Origin of the sequence: Crateriforma conspicua (genome assembly GCF_007752935.1) — a bacterium.
Lineage (GTDB): Bacteria > Planctomycetota > Planctomycetia > Pirellulales > Pirellulaceae > Crateriforma > Crateriforma conspicua.
In genome coordinates this window covers 1365294-1384297 of the sequence record NZ_CP036319.1, presented here as the reverse complement: position 1 = coordinate 1384297, position 19004 = coordinate 1365294, and the positions used below count along the sequence as shown (strand labels likewise).

Annotated in this window: 14 protein-coding genes; 11 read left to right on the top strand and 3 right to left on the bottom strand. The window is 59.3% G+C overall.

Annotated elements, in window-relative coordinates; genetic code table 11:
• Positions 1–46: 46 nt before the first annotated feature.
• Together Mal65_RS05035 and Mal65_RS05030 are read right to left on the bottom strand one after the other, a co-directional pair.
• Positions 47–850 carry an MBL fold metallo-hydrolase gene (locus Mal65_RS05035; RefSeq protein ID WP_145294339.1) on the bottom strand — a complete coding sequence of 268 codons (804 nt, stop codon included), beginning with the start codon at positions 848–850 and terminating at the stop codon, positions 47–49.
• A gap of 125 nt (positions 851–975) precedes the next feature.
• The gene (locus Mal65_RS05030; RefSeq protein ID WP_145294336.1) at positions 976–1956 is read right to left on the bottom strand and encodes an NAD-dependent epimerase/dehydratase family protein; all 981 of its coding nucleotides are present in this window, start codon (positions 1954–1956) and stop codon (positions 976–978) included.
• Between the two features lie 433 nt (positions 1957–2389).
• Here Mal65_RS05030 and Mal65_RS05025 point away from each other — a divergent pair, with 433 nt between their 5' ends.
• Both Mal65_RS05025 and Mal65_RS05020 read left to right on the top strand, forming a co-directional pair.
• Entirely contained in the window at positions 2390–3523 is a 1134-nt protein-coding gene (locus Mal65_RS05025) for a S1C family serine protease (protein WP_196784584.1), read from the top strand.
• Between the two features lie 121 nt (positions 3524–3644).
• On the top strand, positions 3645–4712 hold the full coding sequence (locus tag Mal65_RS05020) for a PDZ domain-containing protein (RefSeq protein ID WP_145294330.1): 1068 nt from the start codon (positions 3645–3647) through the stop codon (positions 4710–4712).
• 47 nt (positions 4713–4759) lie between these two features.
• Here the strand turns inward: Mal65_RS05020 and pdxA are convergent, their stop codons facing one another.
• A complete protein-coding gene (gene pdxA / locus Mal65_RS05015) occupies positions 4760–5773 on the bottom strand; it encodes a 4-hydroxythreonine-4-phosphate dehydrogenase PdxA (protein ID WP_145294328.1) in 1014 nt (337 codons plus the stop codon).
• A 302-nt stretch (positions 5774–6075) separates the two neighbouring features.
• Here pdxA and Mal65_RS05010 point away from each other — a divergent pair, with 302 nt between their 5' ends.
• The 9 genes from Mal65_RS05010 (at position 6076) to Mal65_RS04970 (ending at position 18961) form a co-directional block, all read left to right on the top strand.
• On the top strand, positions 6076–7647 hold the full coding sequence (locus tag Mal65_RS05010; protein ID WP_165701075.1) for a C25 family cysteine peptidase: 1572 nt from the start codon (positions 6076–6078) through the stop codon (positions 7645–7647).
• 175 nt (positions 7648–7822) lie between these two features.
• Positions 7823–9058 (top strand): prenyltransferase/squalene oxidase repeat-containing protein, encoded by a 1236-nt coding sequence (locus Mal65_RS05005; RefSeq protein WP_145294322.1) that lies wholly within the window; start codon positions 7823–7825, stop codon positions 9056–9058.
• 56 nt (positions 9059–9114) lie between these two features.
• Positions 9115–9564: a hypothetical protein gene (locus Mal65_RS05000; RefSeq protein WP_145294319.1), complete on the top strand. Its 450-nt coding sequence runs from the start codon at positions 9115–9117 to the stop codon at positions 9562–9564.
• Between the two features lie 239 nt (positions 9565–9803).
• Complete coding sequence (locus Mal65_RS04995; protein ID WP_145294317.1) at positions 9804–11618, top strand: right-handed parallel beta-helix repeat-containing protein; 1815 nt, start codon at positions 9804–9806, stop codon at positions 11616–11618.
• A 101-nt stretch (positions 11619–11719) separates the two neighbouring features.
• On the top strand, positions 11720–13246 hold the full coding sequence (locus tag Mal65_RS04990; protein WP_145304688.1) for a sulfatase family protein: 1527 nt from the start codon (positions 11720–11722) through the stop codon (positions 13244–13246).
• A 154-nt stretch (positions 13247–13400) separates the two neighbouring features.
• On the top strand, positions 13401–13991 hold the full coding sequence (locus Mal65_RS04985) for a sigma-70 family RNA polymerase sigma factor (RefSeq protein WP_145294314.1): 591 nt from the start codon (positions 13401–13403) through the stop codon (positions 13989–13991).
• Positions 13984–15741 carry a LamG-like jellyroll fold domain-containing protein gene (locus Mal65_RS04980; RefSeq protein WP_145294312.1) on the top strand — a complete coding sequence of 586 codons (1758 nt, stop codon included), beginning with the start codon at positions 13984–13986 and terminating at the stop codon, positions 15739–15741. The genes Mal65_RS04985 and Mal65_RS04980 overlap by 8 nt, the downstream gene beginning before the upstream one ends.
• A gap of 1 nt (position 15742) precedes the next feature.
• Positions 15743–17257: a sulfatase family protein gene (locus Mal65_RS04975; RefSeq protein ID WP_165701074.1), complete on the top strand. Its 1515-nt coding sequence runs from the start codon at positions 15743–15745 to the stop codon at positions 17255–17257.
• Between the two features lie 78 nt (positions 17258–17335).
• Positions 17336–18961: a sulfatase gene (locus tag Mal65_RS04970; protein ID WP_145294308.1), complete on the top strand. Its 1626-nt coding sequence runs from the start codon at positions 17336–17338 to the stop codon at positions 18959–18961.
• Positions 18962–19004: the final 43 nt, after the last annotated feature.

The following is a 19004-nucleotide window of genomic DNA, read 5'->3' as shown; positions in this document are numbered from 1 at the left end:
GACCGTGATCAGCAACGGTCCTGGTTAGGCCCTGTGGGCGATTCGCCTAGGCCGACGGCGGCTGCAGGCCCTCGGGCATCGTCCCGGCGGCCACCTCGTCGTGCCACTGGTCCATCAACGGCCACGATTCGGCCAGCGTGCCGAAGTCGGCCATCTGCAGGTAGCCCCGCACCCGCTGGATCGTTCGGTCCAACAATTCGGGATCGTTGCGAAAGATCGGTCCGTGGCTGGGGGCCAGCCATTTGACGTCACTGTTGCGGATGCGTTCCAACGAGCGGACGAAAGCGCCGATGTCGCTGCCGTGATGTGCGTCGATCGCGCCGATGCATCCGTCGCGATAAATGTTATCGCCGCTTAACAAGACATCACCGACGCGAAACGACAACTGGCTGTCGGTGTGTCCGGGCGTATGCCAGACTTCGATTTCCAAATCGCCGACGGTGATGATGTCGCCATCGTTGACTTGATGTTCGATGGTGACCTTGGGCATGTCCAAGTGCAATTCTTGGGCTTCGATTTCCGCCATCGTCTTCAACCGATCGCCGGCTTCCAACGTCGCCACGGCCGCCGGGTGCGCGGTCACGCTGGTCCGCAACATCTGCTTGGCTTTGGCCAATCCCTGAACGTGATCCACATCGGCGTGGGTGGCCACCAGCGTTTTGCACTGGCTGAATGGAAAATCCAGCTGACGAATCAGTTCGACATAATCGTCGACCGTTTCTTCGTATCCAATATCGACCAACAGCCACTGGTCGGCGTCATAGACCAAGAAAACGTTGCACCCAAGAACTTCGCCGGCTTGAAAGTTCAGTTCAATGATGCCTGGGAAAAGGGGCTTTCGGGGCAGCATGTTTCGGCCTGACGAATAGGTGCAAACGTAGTGGGAAAAGGATAAGCGTCGACGGACCGGCAATGACCGATCCGCCGGTGTGGATGAACGTGCGACTTTGCCACACGATCGACCGTCGGCAGAGTCTAAGGATTCGCGCCGCGATGGGAACCGCCACGACGATCCCGATTCAACACGTCGTCCAACCCCTGGCGATAGGTCGGAAAAGCCAGTCGAGGCAATAGACAGCGCTTCATTCGTCGGTTCCACACGCGTTTGTTGCTGTCGCTGCGGACCGACATTTTGGATTGACCGTCGGCGAACCGCGGCGTCGGCGCGGCCAAACGATCGGCGATGTACTGATAAAAGTCGCGGCGGACCACGGGCCGGTCATCGGCAACGGCAAACAACCGATGCGATCGGACGCGCGACGGTTCGGGGACATCCGCATCCATCGCCTGCCAAGCCGCCATCACCGCCGCGGCCGCATCGGCAACATGAATCAAATTCAGGTACCCGCCGCCCGGCGATGCCAAAACCCGACCGTCGCGGACATCGGCGATCCGCGGCACACGTCCGGGACCATAGATCCCACCCAGCCGCAGCGTTGTCGCCCGGCGATGCACTGCCCAGCGGCGAACCCGTTCTTCGGCCATCAAGTGTGCTTGGCCGCCGGGGCGTGTGGGCCGCGTCGGTGACGTTTCGTCCACCCAGCGACCGTCACGCTGGTGATAGACGCCGGTCGTGCTGATGTAGACGACTCGTGTGGCCGGCGCGATCGCGTCCAACAAACGCTGCAACCCCAAAACCTGCGATTCGTAACGTCCGACCCCGGATGCCGAATCGTGGCTGACGGCGACCAACAACCGGTCCACCGGCGGCAGACCACGCAGTGTCGGTGGCCGATTCCAATCGGCAATCACTGGTCGCCAGCCGGCTTCGTCGATCGCTTCGGCTTTCCGCGGGTCCCGCGTCGTGGCCCAAACCTGGTCGCCGCGTGCCTGGGCCAGCCGGGCGACTCGCCGACCGACATAGCCGCAACCGAAAATCAGCGTCCGCTGTTTTTCAGGGCTTTCGTGGACACCAGCCGGCTGGGTCCGGCAAGATTCGGGGTCACTGGGTGGCATCAAAGTCGTCAAACAGTGGTCGGAAAAGTCGTGCAATCGGCGAAAAAGTGCCCTCATACCGGACGGGTGGCCAGAGGTCGCGTTTTCCGCCCCAACCGGGTCGCTGGAGGCCCCGTGAATTCCAAACCGTCGCCGCGGACGGTGAAAAACCGTGCGGTTTGACGGGCTGAAAAGGCATGAATCGCTCAGGCCGCGACACCCCGAGCCGTTTTTCGGGGTTTCACCGGTGTCGGCCCGGCTACAATAGGCCGCAGCCGACGGCGGATCAAACTGGGGCCGTTTGGCACGGCAGTTTGGCTCTCGGACTTCCTATTTCGATCCACTCTGTTTTTGATTCATACGTTTCGATTTTCACGTTTCGATTCACTCAGGCGAATGGTTTGGCGTGGTCCCGCAGCGGACCGTCGATGGCATCATGGAATCGTATCCACCAATGAATTGGACATCGCGATCAGTCGGAAACCCATCGGGGCAGCGAACCGCCGGGCTGGCTCTGTTGCTGACGTTGGGTATCGCCTGGCTGTCGTCATCCTCGGCGACGGGACAGACGATCGTCGCGAATCCACTGGCCACATCGACCACGGCGGTCAGCGCCCGCATTGAAAACGACTATGACGGTGACACCAAAGTCACCATCCCGGATCCGCTTCGCGACGAATTGCGCTACGGTGGCGTTCCCGATTCGATCGATGAATTCCGCCAACTGGAGGACCAGGTCCAACAGGTCGCCCGACGTGGTGCCCGCTGTACCGTCGGTGTGAAAATCGGACCGGCCCAAGGCTGTGGCGTGATCATCACGCAAAGCGGTCTGGTCTTGACCGCCGCCCATGTCGCAATGCGACCGGGCAAGACGGCGGAAATCATGCTGGACGACGGCCGCACGGTATTGGCCACGACCCTGGGCATGAACCGACACGTCGACGCCGGATTGCTGCGGATTCACAGCGGCCAAAACAACGGCCGGCCGTGGCCCTGTGCATCACCGGGCACCAGCGATCGTCTGCGTCCGGGAATGTGGTGCGTGGCGACCGGGCATCCCGGCGGTTACGACACGTCGCGTGGCACGGTGACCCGAGTCGGGCGGATCTTGGCCATCCAGTCGGGATCGCTGTTGACCGATTGCGCTTTGATCGGCGGCGACAGTGGCGGCCCACTGTTCGACATCGAAGGCCGCTTGATCGCCATCCACAGCCGGATCGGCAACGACGTGGCGGACAACTTGCACGTCCCGGTCGACTACTACAAAGAAAGCTGGGACCGTTTGATGGCCGGCGAAGCGTGGGGCAGTCTGCCCGGCTTTCGCCCCGTCATCGGTGTGACCGGCAACAATTCTTACTCCGACGCCCGAATCTTGGACGTGCATGACGGTTCACCCGCCCAAGATGCGGGAATCGAACCAGGCGATGTGATCACGCAATTTGGCGAAGTCAGTGTTTCGAATTTTGAATCGCTGACCCGCGCGGTCTCCAACACGATGCCCGGTGAACGCGTCGTGGTTTGGCTGACTCGTGGCGGCACCCAGTTCAAAGTCCTGCTGGAAATCGGACGAGGTGAAGACGACGACTGATGGAAAGATGGGCCAGCGACGCCATCTGTTTCCTTGCGGTTGAGATCGCTACCGACCATTTTGATTTTGTTCTTTTCACGACCCTGCTAGTCCCCGACACCGGAAATCGCATCCTTTCGTCATGAATAAGAATTGGTGGATCCTTTGCCTTGCCGCGTTGTCGATCATGACGATCGATGTCGATGTTGCACGGGCCCAAGACTATGACGACACCGAAGCGTGGTTGCGGCACCAGTTGGGTCTGCGGACATCCCAGCGCCGCGACAACGCGGAAATGAAGCGTTTGGTTTCGCCGCTGTCACAGTCGACCATCGACAGCGTCGTGAAGGTCTACAGCGGCGATCGCCCGGTGGCGTTGGGCACGATCGTGGCCGCCGAAGGATACGTGCTGACCAAACGCAGCGAATTGACGGGCGATCCGATCCGCGTCCGCATGTCGGACAACCGCCTGTTGCCCGGACGCATCGCCGCGGTCCGCCGATCGTCCGATTTGGGGCTGATTAAAATCGAATCCGATGAAACCTTCACACCCGTGACTTGGGTCGATCAGACGCCGCAGGCCGGCAGTTTCCTGATCAGCCCCGGACGCACCGGACGCACGATCGGAATCGGTGCGATCGGTTCCCGACGGGTCCGTGTCGAACACAAAGGCCGCCTTGGCGTTCAACTGGTCAGCGCCGAACGCTCCGGTGCAACCGTTCGTGGTGTCCAGCCCGGCAGCGGTGCCGATCAAGCGGGCATCGAAAGGGGCGATCGCATCGTCGCGATCAATGGCCGCCAGCAACCCGATCGCTTTGCCGTGGTCAACACGCTCAGCAAAATGTACCCGGGCGAAGTGGTGGCATTGACCATCGTCCGCGGCGAAGACCGATTGGAGATGGACGCGCGATTGCGTGACCTTAGCGTGCTGCAGGAAACGGAAAACGACGCGCGGGTCAACGGACCCCGCAGTGCACGGCTGTCCGGTTTCGATGACGTCTTTCAACACGACACCGTGCTGAACCCTGACGAATGTGGCGGTCCGATCTTGGACAGCGACGGTCGCGTGATCGGAATGAACATCGCTCGCGCCGGCCGCGTCGTCAGCTATGCGTTGCCGGCCAGCGTGATCATGGAAGACTTGGCCGACATGCTGAACGAAGCCCGCGGAAGCGTCCCGGATCAAAACACGGTGGCCGGACAACGTTAGGTTCGGTGACGGACGTTAAATGCCGAAGGTCCAGTCGACTGGCGGAACTAATTAGCCGCCAAGTCGATCGCCATTTCGATCGCGGCCTGCATGCTGTGATGGCTGGCTCGGCCGGTCCAAGCCAAATCCAACGCCGTGCCGTGATCCACACTGGTCCTTACGATCGGCAATCCCAGTGTGACGTTGACTGCTTCGTCAAACGCGAGCGCCTTCAAGGGAATCAAACCCTGATCGTGGTACATGCAAACATACACGTCGGTCACGTCACGCTGTCGCGGTGTGAACGCGGTATCCGGCGGCAAGGGGCCGGTCACAGGAATGCCTTCGCGTGAAAGCTGGTCAACCGCGGGCTGAATCAAACGTTCCTCTTCACCGTGGCTGAACAAGCCGCCTTCGCCCGCGTGCGGATTCAATCCCAACACGGTCACGCGAGCGGGACGTCCCAGACGGCGTGACACCGCGGCATGCCCCAACCGCGCCGCTTCAACGATCGACGATGTGCGGATCAGCTTCGGCACGTCCGCAATGGCTTCATGAATCGTCACCAGCACGCAAGAAATCTGGGGGCTGGTCAACATCATTCGAAAGTCGGTTACACCGGTCCGATCGGCCAGCAGTTCGGTGTGACCGGGGAACGGACAACCTGCTTGATGCCAAGCTTCCTTTTGAATGGGGCCGGTCACGATACCGGCCACCCTGTCATCGATCGCGGCATCAATCGCCCACTGAACCGATGACAACGATGCCGCGCCCGTCGCTGCGTCGGGGCGTCCAGCCGCAACGGCACCGGCGTCCAGATCACCGACGGGCCAAATCATCGGACGATCGGACACTTCGACGTCCGCCCAATCACGTGCGACTTCGGGGACAGGTAATTCCAATAGATCACCGATCCGCCGAACCACGTCGGCCGGGCCGACAAGAATCGGTTGACACCGATCCGTGATTTCGCTCAGCATCGTACAGCGAAGCGCCAGTTCGGGACCGACACCCGCGACGTCACCGACGGTCACCGCCAAACGTGGGATTCGCTTTGTGGATGCGGGACTGGCGGTACTCATGGAAGCCTTTTGGAAACGAAGCCCTGTCAAAACGCAGTATTTTGAAACCTGGCCGAACGAAAAAACGGGGCCCGAGTCGCCGGCCATGGCCCCGTACCACGCGAACGGGTTTGGCCGCCTTTTCGTAAAACGTCAGTTAGCCAAGCAGCCTGTCCGCCACCCAGCAACGTCACGCTATCCAAAGCCTAGTGCATGAGGCCCCGATGACGGAATCAGCCGAAACGACCAAATCCACCACCGACTGGCGTGGGCGGGCCACGGCGCGGCCAGGATCTTCACCGCGATCTGGCCCCCCTGCGAACGTGAAATCACCATGGCGATGGCACACGTCATGGCTGTGTTTTTTGCTGCTGTCAATCGCTGCCCCCGCGTCGGCCGTCGACGTCGTTTTGGTGTGTCCCGACGCCTTTCAAACCGCCGCACGCACATGGGTCGAACACCGCAGGGCCGAATCGCTGCAGATCACGGTGATTCCGTCACAACGGACGGCCGAATCGTTGTCCCAGACAATCAACCAAGCCAGCGACGCCAACACGCGATACGTTGTGTTGCTGGGCGACGCACCGGTGATCGGTACCCCTTGTGACCCGGCACGACAGATCCCCACGCATTACCGCGAAACCACGGTGACCCGGAACTGGGGATCGACACCGACCATTGCAACGGACTTGCCCTATGGATTGGCCGGACCGGACAAAATCCCAAGGCGGGCGGTGGGGCGTATCCCCGTCACCAGCCCGGCTCAAGTGCAATCGTTTGTCAACCGCCTAAAAGCCTATGAGCGCAGCCGCGATTTCGGGCCTTGGCGACAACGCATCGAATTGACCGCCGGCGTTGGCGGATTTGGGATGATCGCCGACGCCGCGATCGAACAAGTCACGCGAGCGATCGTTACCGGCGTGCTGCCGGGGGACACACGGACGTCGATCGCCTATGGCAGCCCCGGTCATCGCTTTTATCCGCCAGGCCCCAGCTTTCGCGACGCGGTGATCCGGCGGTACCGACGCGGGTCTCGGTTTTGGGTCTATGCCGGTCACGGTTGGATCGACCAACTGGACCGCGTTCCGGCCACCGAGGACGGCATCGCGGTGCTGGACAACGTTTCGGTGTCGCGGCTGGCCGGTTCCCAAGAACGCAGCAGCATCGGCCTGATGCTGGCGTGTTACACCGGCGCCTTTGATGCATCCCAGCCGTGTTTGGCTGAGTCGATGATGATGCAGCCGTTCGGACCGATCGCCATGATCGCCGGCAGCCGAGTCACCATGCCGTATGGCAACTGCACCGCCGCAGTCGGGCTGATCGATGGGATCTATGATCGCCGGATGCCACGTCTGGGCGACGCCTGGTTGGGTACGTTAAGCGCGATGCATGCTGACGATGAACAGGACGATCGCACGACCACGCGAAAACTGATCGATACCTTGGCCGCGGTCGTCAGCCCCAGCGGGACGAAGTTGATCGACGAACGGCACGAGCACATGCGTCTGTACAACTTACTGGGCGACCCGACCCTGAAATTGAATCCGCCCAAGACGGTGCCGATTCGTGTCGTCAGCGGGCACTTGGACGGCCAACCGTTGCAGATCGAATGGTCCAGCCCCATCGACGGACAATCACAAATCGACGTCGGTTTTCCCGTAGGCTATCAACCCGACGATCAGTGGATCGATGCCGGCTGGGTCCGCGAAGTCGAACCGGGGCACTGGTCGATCGCATCGGCCGATGCGGATGCCGATGCCGGCGCCGTGAATCGGCACACGTTCGAATTGCCCGAATCCATCGATGGGATGTTGATTTGCCGCGTCCGCGTCGACGGTAGCGACGATTGGGCCAGCGGATCGGCGGACTTGATCGCCCAACCGCGACAACGCTGACCAAGACATCTTCCCGGCACGCTGCTTGCATTGCAGATCCGGTGTACAGCCGCCCACAACGGCCCGGAAATTCGCGGGATGATCACGCAAGCCTGGTCGGCATCGCGTGCGAACCTTCGCTTTCCGTGTTTCTGTGCGGCACACCGTTACCGCATCGCAGGAAAGCATCCCAGCCATGAATTCAGCGTCCACCGCCACGTCGTCATTCTTCTTTCTGGGTCGGCGAAATTTCCGCCACCACCGGCGGTTCTTTGTCACCTTGGGACTGGTCGCACTCACCGCGGTCCCGGCTTCTGCCGATTCGCCCTCGAACGAAGGCAACGGTTCGGTCGACTGGCCATCTGTTTCTGCGCAGCGAGACAAGATCGCCCAAGCGGGGCTTAAATTCCTGAAGGAACAAGGACAATCCGATAAAGGCAGCTTTTCCGATCGCGTCGGTCCTGGAATCACCGCGTTGGCGATCACGTCGGCGCTGCGAAACGGACGTCCGGTCGATGACCCGATGGTCGCGTCGGGCCTGAAGGCCTTGGAATCATTCGTTCAAAAGGATGGCGGGATCTACGGCAGCGGTCGGCTGAAGAACTATGAAACCTGTGTCGCCATGGTTTGCTTTGCCCAAGCCAACACCGACGGGCGCTATGACCAAATCCTGCAGGACGCCAAACGATTTGTCACCGATTTGCAGTACGGCAATGATCGCAAGGATTCGTCCGACCCTTCCTTTGGCGGCGCCAGCTACAGCGGTGATGAGCGGCCCGATCTGTCCAACACGGGCTACCTAATCGAGGCACTTCGCAGCGTAGAAATGCCCACCGGCGACCCGTCCATCCAGGCCGCATTGAAATTCATCTCCCGTTGTCAAAACTTGGATTCACCGCACAACGACACCACGTACGCGGACAAGGTGGACGACGGTGGTTTCTACTATGTCATTCCGTCGACCAGTCCCGAATCAGGCACGCCCCAACGTCGCGGCGGGCAATCTGGTCCCGACGAACGCACCACGGCCAATGGTGGTTTGCGAAGCTATGGATCGATGACCTACACGGGTTTGAAAAGCATGATCTATGCGGGCTTGCAGAAAGAAGACCCGCGTGTCAAAGCCGCCGTGCGTTGGATCGAAATGAATTATGGCGTCGATCGGAATCCCGGCATGGGATCGGCCGGCCTGTTTTATTACTACCACACGTTCGCTGCCGGATTGAACGCAGCGGGCCTGCAAGTCGTCACCGATGCCGATGGCCAAACGCATCACTGGAAGGCTGATCTGATTGCCGAGTTGGCCGAACGCCAAAACGACGACGGATCGTGGAGCAACGAGAACGGCCAGTGGTTCGAGAACGACAAGAACCTGGCGACATCTTTTGCACTGATGGCCTTGTCCTACTGCGATGTTCCGGGCGAAGAGTGATGTCGGGGCGGGTGTTCGGACTTAAACGGCGATACCGTTTCGGCATCGGCCGCTTGATGTTGACGACACTGTTGGCGGCCAGTCTCTGTTCGCTGGCAACCGGCCACGATCCGATCGCTTGGCAAAGCAAGCGGTTTCGGATGATCAGTCTTCTTGATCGCCTGGAAACCCTCGCACAGCCGCTGCGGCAAGCCTGGCCCACGACCAGCGGCGAAATGCACCAGACGGGTCTGTTCATGGCCTACCCCGTCCGGCACCCCCGCACTTTGGTTTTGTTGACGCCCGTCAAGTTTGATTCCCCCTCCGTGACGATCAACACGATCGAACGGGGCCGTCACGGCAGCCTGCGTTTGCGGCTTGCCGGGGCGGACGAAGGCGACTGGATCGAATGGCATCCGCACAAACGCCATCCGACCAGCTTCACCGGTGGCCTGGGCGATTCGCATTCGCTGCAACGCTTCTTGCCGATGACTCGTGGATGGTATCTGGTCCGTTACGATTCCTAGCAATCACATCGCTCGGGAAAACGCATATCACCGGCAGCTGGCTGCGTCATGACGCCACCCCAGGATCTGTCTCCATTGACACAGTGCGTCTATCGGGGTGCTGTCGCCGATGATGCCTCCGGCCATGCGGGCTAGAATGGTGCCGGGCTAGCACACGATTCCCGAAGGCATTGGTCGTCGGATGGCACACGGTGCAGCCGGACCAGACTGATCCCCGCCACTTCCCCACAGATCCTTTCATGCGTTGCATCGTGACCACCATCCTGGCATTGAGCGTCGGTACAGCCTTTGCCAATCAGACGATCGATGTCGCCGACCACGGAATCGTACCGGGCACTGATTGCACCTTTGCCGTCAACCGGTTGATCGAAAGTGTGGCGGATCAGGATGCCGTAACGCTGCGTTTCGCGGCGGGACAGTATGACTTCTATCCAGAAAACGCGGTCGAACGACATCGCGCGGTGTCCAATCATGACAACAGTTTGAAACGCATCGCGTTTCCGTTGTTCGGTCACCAAAACGTGACCATCGATGGTGGCGGTGCCGTGTTCATGTTCCACGGTCGAATCAGCCCGTTGGTGTTGGCCCAGTGCACCAATATCACTCTGAAGAATTTCACGATCGATTGGCAGCGATCGTTTCATGACGAATTGCCCGTCATTGCCAGCAACCCGGACGACGGCAGCTTCGTCGTCGAAATCGATCCGAAACGTTATCCGCACACCATCAAAAACGGCAATCTGCTGTCGGACAAGTACGATTGGCAAGACCGGATGGGATCCAACATCGTCTTTGATCCCAAAACCAACGCGCCGATTTTCAACACACGTGACTATTCGATCAACTTCTCCGCGCCTTACACGGCATCACACGCCGGTGAGAATGCGGTCAAGATTTCCAGTCGCGTTCGCAAATCGCCTCCGCCGGCCGGCAGCGTTCTGATCAGCTACGGCACACATCCGACCAGTCGTCTTTGCCCGGCCATCCATTTGGATCAAGCCAATCAGACGCGAATCCAAAACGTGACCATTCATGCGGCCGGTGGCATGGGCGTCATCGCCGAACGATGTGACGACGTAGACCTGGACGGATTGGTCGTGACATCGAATCAAGACCGGATCGTGTCCACCCGCGCCGACGCAACACACTTCATCGGATGTCGCGGAACGATCCACTTACAAAACTGTTTGTTCGAACACATGCTGGACGACGGAATCAACGTCCACGGTGCCTATGTCAAAGTGGTCGAATACTTGGGTGATCGCCAATTTCTGTGTGAAATCAGCCACTTCCAACAATGGGGACTGGTCTTTTCGAAGCCGGGAGATCGAATCGCGTTGTTGTCGCGTACCACCGTTCTGCCGTTCTTTGAAACCGAGGTCACCGAGACGCGGATTTTGAACGAGCGTCGTTTGTTGGTCACCCTTGCCGAGGTTCCCGACCAGATGCCCGAAGGACCGTTGTCGATGGAAAACCTGACTTGGTATCCCGATCTGGTGATGAAGAACAACACGATCCGCGAAAACCGCGCGCGCGGTGCTTTGATCACCACCAAAGGCAAAGTGTTGTTGCAAGACAACGTCATCGCCAGCCAGATGCACGGCATCTTGATCGAAGGTGATAACAACAAATGGTATGAATCCGGCGGCGTGCAAGACATCACGATCACCGGAAACACCTTTGACAATGTCGGCTTCGAAGGCGGACCGGTTTATCCGTTGCTGGCTTCGCCGCTGTTGAATGAAACCCAGCATATGGGCGAAGGCCACTTCCACCGAAACATTCGTTTCACTGACAACACGATCCGGTCCTTCAGCGGGCACCTGGTCCAAGCCCGATCGGTCACCGGGCTGACCATCTCGGGCAACCGATTGGAATTCAGCAAAGACTATCCGGCCGTCACCGATTTCCCGGCGGTCGATCTCGAATACTGCGACAATGTCACGATCCGAGACAACGACGCCGTCGGATTTGACCGTACGCTGGTCGTGGAAACATCCGACGATTGCTCGTCGGTATCGGTCGGCCCCAACTCGGGCCTGGATCGACCGTAACACCTTGCAACGGTCAACCATCATCGACCAAGCCACAATGATTCCGTTTGGCTGCTTCCCCGCCCAATCCCCCCCCCCGCAACGAACCCACCTTGGCGAAAATGACCCGATACCTTGCACCGCCCCTGATCGGCTGGATCACTTGCTGTTGGATCGCTGGACCGGCGATCGGCGATGATGCGGCCGCGGATTCCACTCCGCCTAACCCCACTCGGCCGAACATCGTGTGGATCATTCCCGATGACATGTCGGCCAACTTTTCGTGCTATGGCGAAACGGCGATTGAGACACCCAACGTCGACGCCTTGGCCGCCGGCGGTGTTCAGTTCAATCGTGCCTTTGTGACCGCACCGGTCTGCAGCACTTGCCGATCGGCGTTCATCACGGGGATGTACCAAACCAGCATCGGCGCCCACCACCATCGCAGCGGACGCGGTGAACGCAAAATTGAATTGCCCGCCCATATCCGCATGGTGCCGAAGATGTTCCAGGATGCCGGCTATTACACGACGATCAGCGGCTGGCCCAATCGCGGCAAACGTATGGGCAAGACGGACTACAACTTCCAGTGGGACGCATCGGTCTATGACGGCACGGATTGGTCCGAACGAAAACCCGGCCAACCCTTCTTTGCCCAGATCCAGACGAAGGGCGGAAAGATGCGTGGCAAAGACGCCAGCGGATGGAGCCGGATTCATGAGCAAGCGGAAAAGACACTGGGCAGCCGTACCGGCGAAGATGTCGTTCAACTGCCACCCTATTACCCGCAACATCCTGACGTGATCGCCGACTGGGCCGCCTATCTGGATTCGGTCCGCATGACCGATCACATGGTGGGCGAAGTGCTACAGCGATTGGAAGACGAGGGCATCCGCGAAAACACTCTGGTCTTGTTCATGACCGATCACGGCATCAGCCATGCACGTGGAAAACAATTCCTGTACGACGAAGGGATTCATGTTCCCCTGGTGATCAGCGGCCCGGGTATCCAACCGGGAACCGTGCGCGACGACGTCGTCGAACACATCGACATTGCGGCGTTGTCCTTGGGTGCCGCGGGGATCGAAGTCCCGACTTGGATGCAGGCGCAAGACATCTTGGCCGACGATTATCAGCCGCGTGACGCGGTCTTTGCGGCGCGTGATCGCTGTGACGAAACGGTCGATCACATCCGGTCGGTACGGACCGCTGATTTCAAGTACATCCGCAACTTCCTCCCTCAGCGGCCGCATCTTCAGCCCTGTGCCTACAAAGACGCCAAGGCGATCCTGATTGCATTGCGTCAATGGCACGACGCGGGAAAGCTTGACGCGACCCAAGAACTGATTTTTCGCCCGACCCGACCGGCGGAGGAGCTGTATGACTTGGCGGCCGACCCGCACGAGATCAACAACTTGGCCGATGACCCGGGCTATCAGGACAAGCTGGCGGAAATGCGGTCGCGTCTGGATCGTTGGATGGAAGAATCCGGCGACCAGGGTCGTCAGATGGAAGACGCAGCGATGTACGACAGCGATATGGAGGAATACTTGCGGAAGTTCCGCAAGCCTGACGGCGACAAAGCTCACATGCGGGTCATCGAATCCAACATCGCATTGATGAAAAAATGGGCGGCCGAGGGCAAGTGAATTGGCCGTCCCCCCCTAGCTGCTGACAACGCCGCGGCGACTCGATCATTCGGGTCGTCGCTTTTTTATTGTCAATTTTGATCAAAATGGCTTGGTAATTTCCGGCGTTCCCGGAATTTCTCTGTGTCGCCCGATGATTTCTGGCTCGATCCGCATGAATTCCCTCCCTGATGCCCCGCCCGATGACGTCCCACCCGACGATCCCCTGGATGACCGCTACGCCGACTTTGTCGGCTTGCTTGCGCGTCATGATCAGGCGGTCCGTCGGTTCGTCCGTGCGTTGTTGCCCACTGGTGACGGAGTGGATGACGTGATGCAGGAAACAGCGCTGGAATGCTGGCGAAAATACGACCAGTTTTCTGACACGGCGACCGAGGTCGATGGCGAATTCACACGCTGGGCTTGTGTGATCGCACGCTACAAGGCACTCAGCTGGCAACGTGACCGCGCACGGGACCGACTGGTGTTTCGCGAAAGCGTCATTGAACAATTGGCCGCATCGGCCGAGTTGCGTTTGGATCGCGGCGATCACGAACGCGAAGCGATCGAACGGTGCCTGGATCAGTTGCCCGCCGATCAGCGGCGATTGTTGTTAAGCGTGCATTCGCCCGGTGAATCGGTCGCCCGAATCGCCAGCGAAACCGGCCAGCGGGCACGCAAGTTGTACAGCGTCGTGCAGTCGCTTCGCAAACTGCTACTGCGTTGCGTCGAAAGCCGATTGGCATCGGAGTCGTCGCATGGCTGATCGCTTGAAGAACGTGATCTTTCAAACGCTGCAGCGGACCGTTTCTCGCGCCGATTTCGACTGGTTGCAAGACCGTTTGGAACAAGACGACGCGGCACGACAAACCTACCTGACCGCCGTGCACGTCAGCGAACACTTGGATCAACAAGCGGTCGATGCCTCGGGAAAGCCGACGCCATCCGATGCACCGGGTGCTGATGCAATGTCGACGCCACTGTCGATCGGTCGCCAAACCATCGAATCGACGCCTGTAATGCACTGGGTCCTGGTCGCGGTGGCCGCCAACATCATCGCCTTGGCCGGGATCACCTGGTACGCGCGAACACATGACGCACCATCACGCACCGAACGCGGCAGTGTCTTGCCTGACGATGCCATGGCCACGTCGTCGGCCCCGGATGCGTCATCATCCTTTGCCGCCGGCGACTCCGACACGACCACCGAACGGCTGATCGCGGGACATGCAACGCTGCGTCGTGCGATCGACATCCGCTGGCCGAAAGGCAACAGTGGCTTGCACGAAGGCGACGTGCTAACCAACGGAACATTGCAATTCGATTCCGGCGTCGCCGAGATCGATTTTTTCTGCGGCGCAACGCTGATCGTCGAAGGCCCAGCCAAGCTGAACTTAGAATCCGACTGGTCGGCCGAGGTGTTTCTTGGTCGCCTGCGTGCGAATGTTCCACCGGTTGCCCGTGGATTCACGGTCAAAGCCGCCGACGCACAGATCGTTGACCAGGGGACCGAATTTGCATTGCAAGTGACGCCCGATGCCGCCTGTGTCGAAGTCCTTCGTGGGCAAGTCGAGATCCGTAGCACCGATACGCCCGCACGGCAGTTACGCACAGGCCAGCGGCATTGGTTGAAGGGGTCCGCGTCGTCGGCGTCCGACTTTCACGACTTGGTGACCAACGACGATGTCCAGCGTCGTCGCCACACCGCGCAGAGCGATCGCTTGGCCGATTGGCGAAACCATATTCGCCAGCTTCGCCGTGACGAACGGTTGATTGCTCTGTACACGGCCGACGCCATCGACCGCTCCGCCGAATCGTCGGACGAATCGCTGAGACGGATGTTCAATCAGGTCGGCGCCCCCGATGAACGTGACGGCGTATTGGTCGGTCCGGTCGAGCGAGTGTCGGGTCGATTCGGCAACGAATCGAAAGGCTTGGATTTTTCGCGGACCGGCGCCCGTGTCCGCACACGAACCGACGGCCAGTACGGCGCATTCACGTTCGCATGCTGGGCGCGCATCGACGGACTGGATCACGTTTACAACGCCTTGTTCTTGGCCGACGGGTATGAAAACGGCGAACCCCACTGGCAAATCGACCAAGACGGCCGGTTGTTGTTTTCAGTGATGGTCGACGACACGCCGGGGACGGGACTGGGCGGTCATCCACAAGCCCGGTTTCACCACCTGTACAAGACGCGTCCATTTTGGAACGACAGCAACCGTAACCAATGGTTCCACTTGGTCGCGGTCTATGACCCACCGAATCGACGCGTCACACAGTACGTCAACGGCGACATTGTCGGCGATGAAGTCATCCAGCCCAAATTTCATGTCCAGGACCTGCGGATCGGCCCCGCCGAGATCGGCAACTGGGGGCAACCGCTTCGCAATTCGCCATGGTTTGCCGTTCGTAATCTGAACGGCCAGATCGATGAATTGGCCATCTACGACGCGGCTTTGGATGCCAACGCAATCCAGTCGCTTTACCAACAGGGAAAACCACTTGGTTACTGACATGCCCTCACGAACATTCATTTCATCCGTCGCGTTTGCGATCGTTGGCATCGGGGCATTGTTCGCCACCGATGTCATCAACGCGAACGATTCGATCGCCGGGGATGATACGTCACGACCAAACATCCTGGTCATCATGTGCGACGACTTGGGTTATGCCGACGTCGGGTTCAACGGATCGACCGACATCCAAACTCCCAACTTGGACGCATTGGCCAAAGCGGGAACGGTGTGCACGTCGGGCTATGTGGCCCATCCGTTTTGTGGCCCCAGCCGCATGGGCATGATGTCGGGACGTTACCCGCATCAATTCGGCGCCCCGTTCAACTTGCCCAACAGCGGCCAAGGGGCGGATGCCTATGTGGAACACGGCATCGATCCCGACGAAGTCTTGATCAGCACGGTGATGCAGCGTAGCGGCTACTTCACCGCCGCGGTGGGCAAATGGCACATGGGGATCCAATCGTCGTTTCACCCCAACCACCGTGGTTTCGAAGAATACTACGGCTTCTTGGGCGGCGGACACAAGTATTTCCCCCAACAGTTCCAGGGCGTCTATGAACGCCAGAAGGCGCGCGGCATTCAGCACATCAACGAATACGTTCGCCCACTGGAACACAACGGCCGACCGGTGAAGGAAACCGAATACGTCACCGACGGGTTGTCGCGCGAAGCCGTTCGAATCATCCATAATGCAGCCACTGACGACCGACCATTCTTCATGTTCCTGGCTTACAACGCGCCGCACACGCCGCTGGAAGCCAAGCCGGAAGACATGGCCCCCTTCGCACACATTGGCGACGAAAAGAGACGTACCTACGCCGGCATGGTCTTCGCCGTCGACCGCGGCGTCGGTCAGATTGTGGATGCGTTGTCCGAAACATCGCAGTTGAACGACACACTGATCGTCTTTCTTAGCGACAACGGCGGCAAAACCAGTGCCGGTGCCGACAACGGCCCGCTGCGTGAAGGCAAGGGCAGCACGTTCGAAGGCGGCTATCGTGTTCCGATGTTCTTCCACTGGCCCGGCGTTGTGAACGCCGGCCAAACCTACCCACACCCGATCACCGCATTGGATTTCTATCCAACCTTTGCCGCCCTGGCCGACGCGTCGATCCCCGACGGCAAAGTCTTGGACGGCAAAAATGTTTGGGCCTCGCTGATCAACGGCGACAATCCACGACCGGATGAAATGATCTATGCCATGCGGCACCGACAAGGTTTCAGTGACGTCGGAGCACGCCGTGGCCCTTGGAAGATCACGCGGACCTTTCGTAGCCCTTGGAAGCTGTTCAACCTGGAACAGGACCTCAGTGAATCGCGCGATCTGATTCAACAGTATCCAGATGTGGCCGCCGCGATGATTGAACAAACGAAACAGTGGAGCAGCACACACCCCAGGCCTCTGTGGTTCGACAACCGAAAGGCCGAATCCGAATGGACCAAGCTGGAAATGCCGCGGCACAATGAAACGTTCGCCTTTGAACGTCCAGGCCAGCCGGCCGGCCAACCTTGACACGCTCTTCGCCACGCGGCATGCGTTTCCGCGTGACCAGTCCCCCCCACCCCTTGTTACGTTGAAAGCCTACCCGCCATGAACACGCACCCTCGGTTTCGCAATCGCATCCCGCTTGTCGGTTACTTTTGTCTTTTCATTGGTTTTGCCGTCACGGGTTTGGCGGCGGACCGACCGAACGTCCTGTTTGTGGCGATCGATGACCTTCGTCCAGAACTGGGTTGTTATGGTTCGGAGATTGCTGTCACCCCGAACATGGACGCTTTGGCCGCCGACGGACTGTTATTCAATCGCGCGTATTGCCAGCAAGCGATTTGTCGTCCTTCGCGGGCCAGTTTGATGACCGGTGCTCGTCCGGAAACCACGGGTCTTTTTCACAACTATGTCTCGCTGCGTGAACTCCAGCCCAACATCCTGACGTTATCCCAGCACTTCATTGCCAACGGCTACGACGCGGCGTATGCCGGCAAGATCTTCCACAACGGGGACAACGACGACGACACTTCTTGGAATCGAAAGCCCGTTCAGTGGCTTGACGGTTTGGACAAGCCACAGAAATACCATTTAGCCGAAAACCGGCGATCGCAATCCGAAACCGCCAAAGAGATGTTGGCCAAGTACGGCGATGCAGCACGACGCGGATTGATTTCTGGCCCGACTTACGAAGGCGCCGATGTTCCCGACCACGCGTACCTGGACGGTTACAACACACTGCGTGCGATCGACATGCTGGACAAAATGGTCCAGGACGACAAACCGTTTTTCTTGGCACTGGGCTTTCACAAGCCGCACCTGAATTGGATCGCGCCCAAGAAGTACTGGGACATGTACGATCCCGAAAAAATCCAGCTCGCAAGCCAAACGGATGCACCGGAGGGTGGTGCGGCGATGGGGCTGCACGCATCATTCGAACTTCGCACCCGCACGGGGATCCCCAAGTCGGGGCCGATCGACGACGCCATGGCCCGAAAGCTGATGCACGCCTATTTGGCTTGTGTCAGCTACGTGGACGCCCAATTCGGAAAAATGGTTCAAGCCTTGGATGACGCTGGTGTTCGCGATAACACGGTCATCGTCGTATGGGGCGATCACGGCTGGCACCTGGGTGACATGGGCGTCTGGGGCAAAGCGACCAACTACGAAATCGCGACCCGTGTGCCGTTGATGATCTGGTCACCGTCGATGAAGGCACGCGGCGTGAAAACCGATGCGTTGGTCGAACTGGTCGACATCTACCCGACGCTGTGCGATCTGGCCGGCCTGGACAAGCCCGATCACCTGGAGGGCCACAGTTTCGCCCCGTTGATGGATTCGCCAAACCAGCCTTGGAAAAAGGCCGCGTTCAGCCAGTACCCCAATCCGGCACTGCGCGAATGGGCCGCCAATCCGCTGTCACCGGAAATGCGTGAGACATTTTTCGGACCGCTGATCGAAGAAGTCGAACAACGGATTCAAGAACAACAGGGGGATCGTTGGGATCGCGACCTGTTTGAAAACAACCTGATGGGATACGCGATGCGTACCGACCGATATCGATTGGTGGCCTGGAAGGACCGAAAGGATGCGGAAGCAGCGCCGATTTTCGTCGAGCTTTATGACCACCAAGACGATCCCAACGAAACCATCAACATCGCGCCGCAGAACCCCCAATTGGTCAATCAGTTGCTGAAGCAACTGGACGCCGGTTGGAAAGCCGCGCTGTAGCATTGCGGCCGTCTAAAATTGAATCCCGTTGCCAATTCCCCCA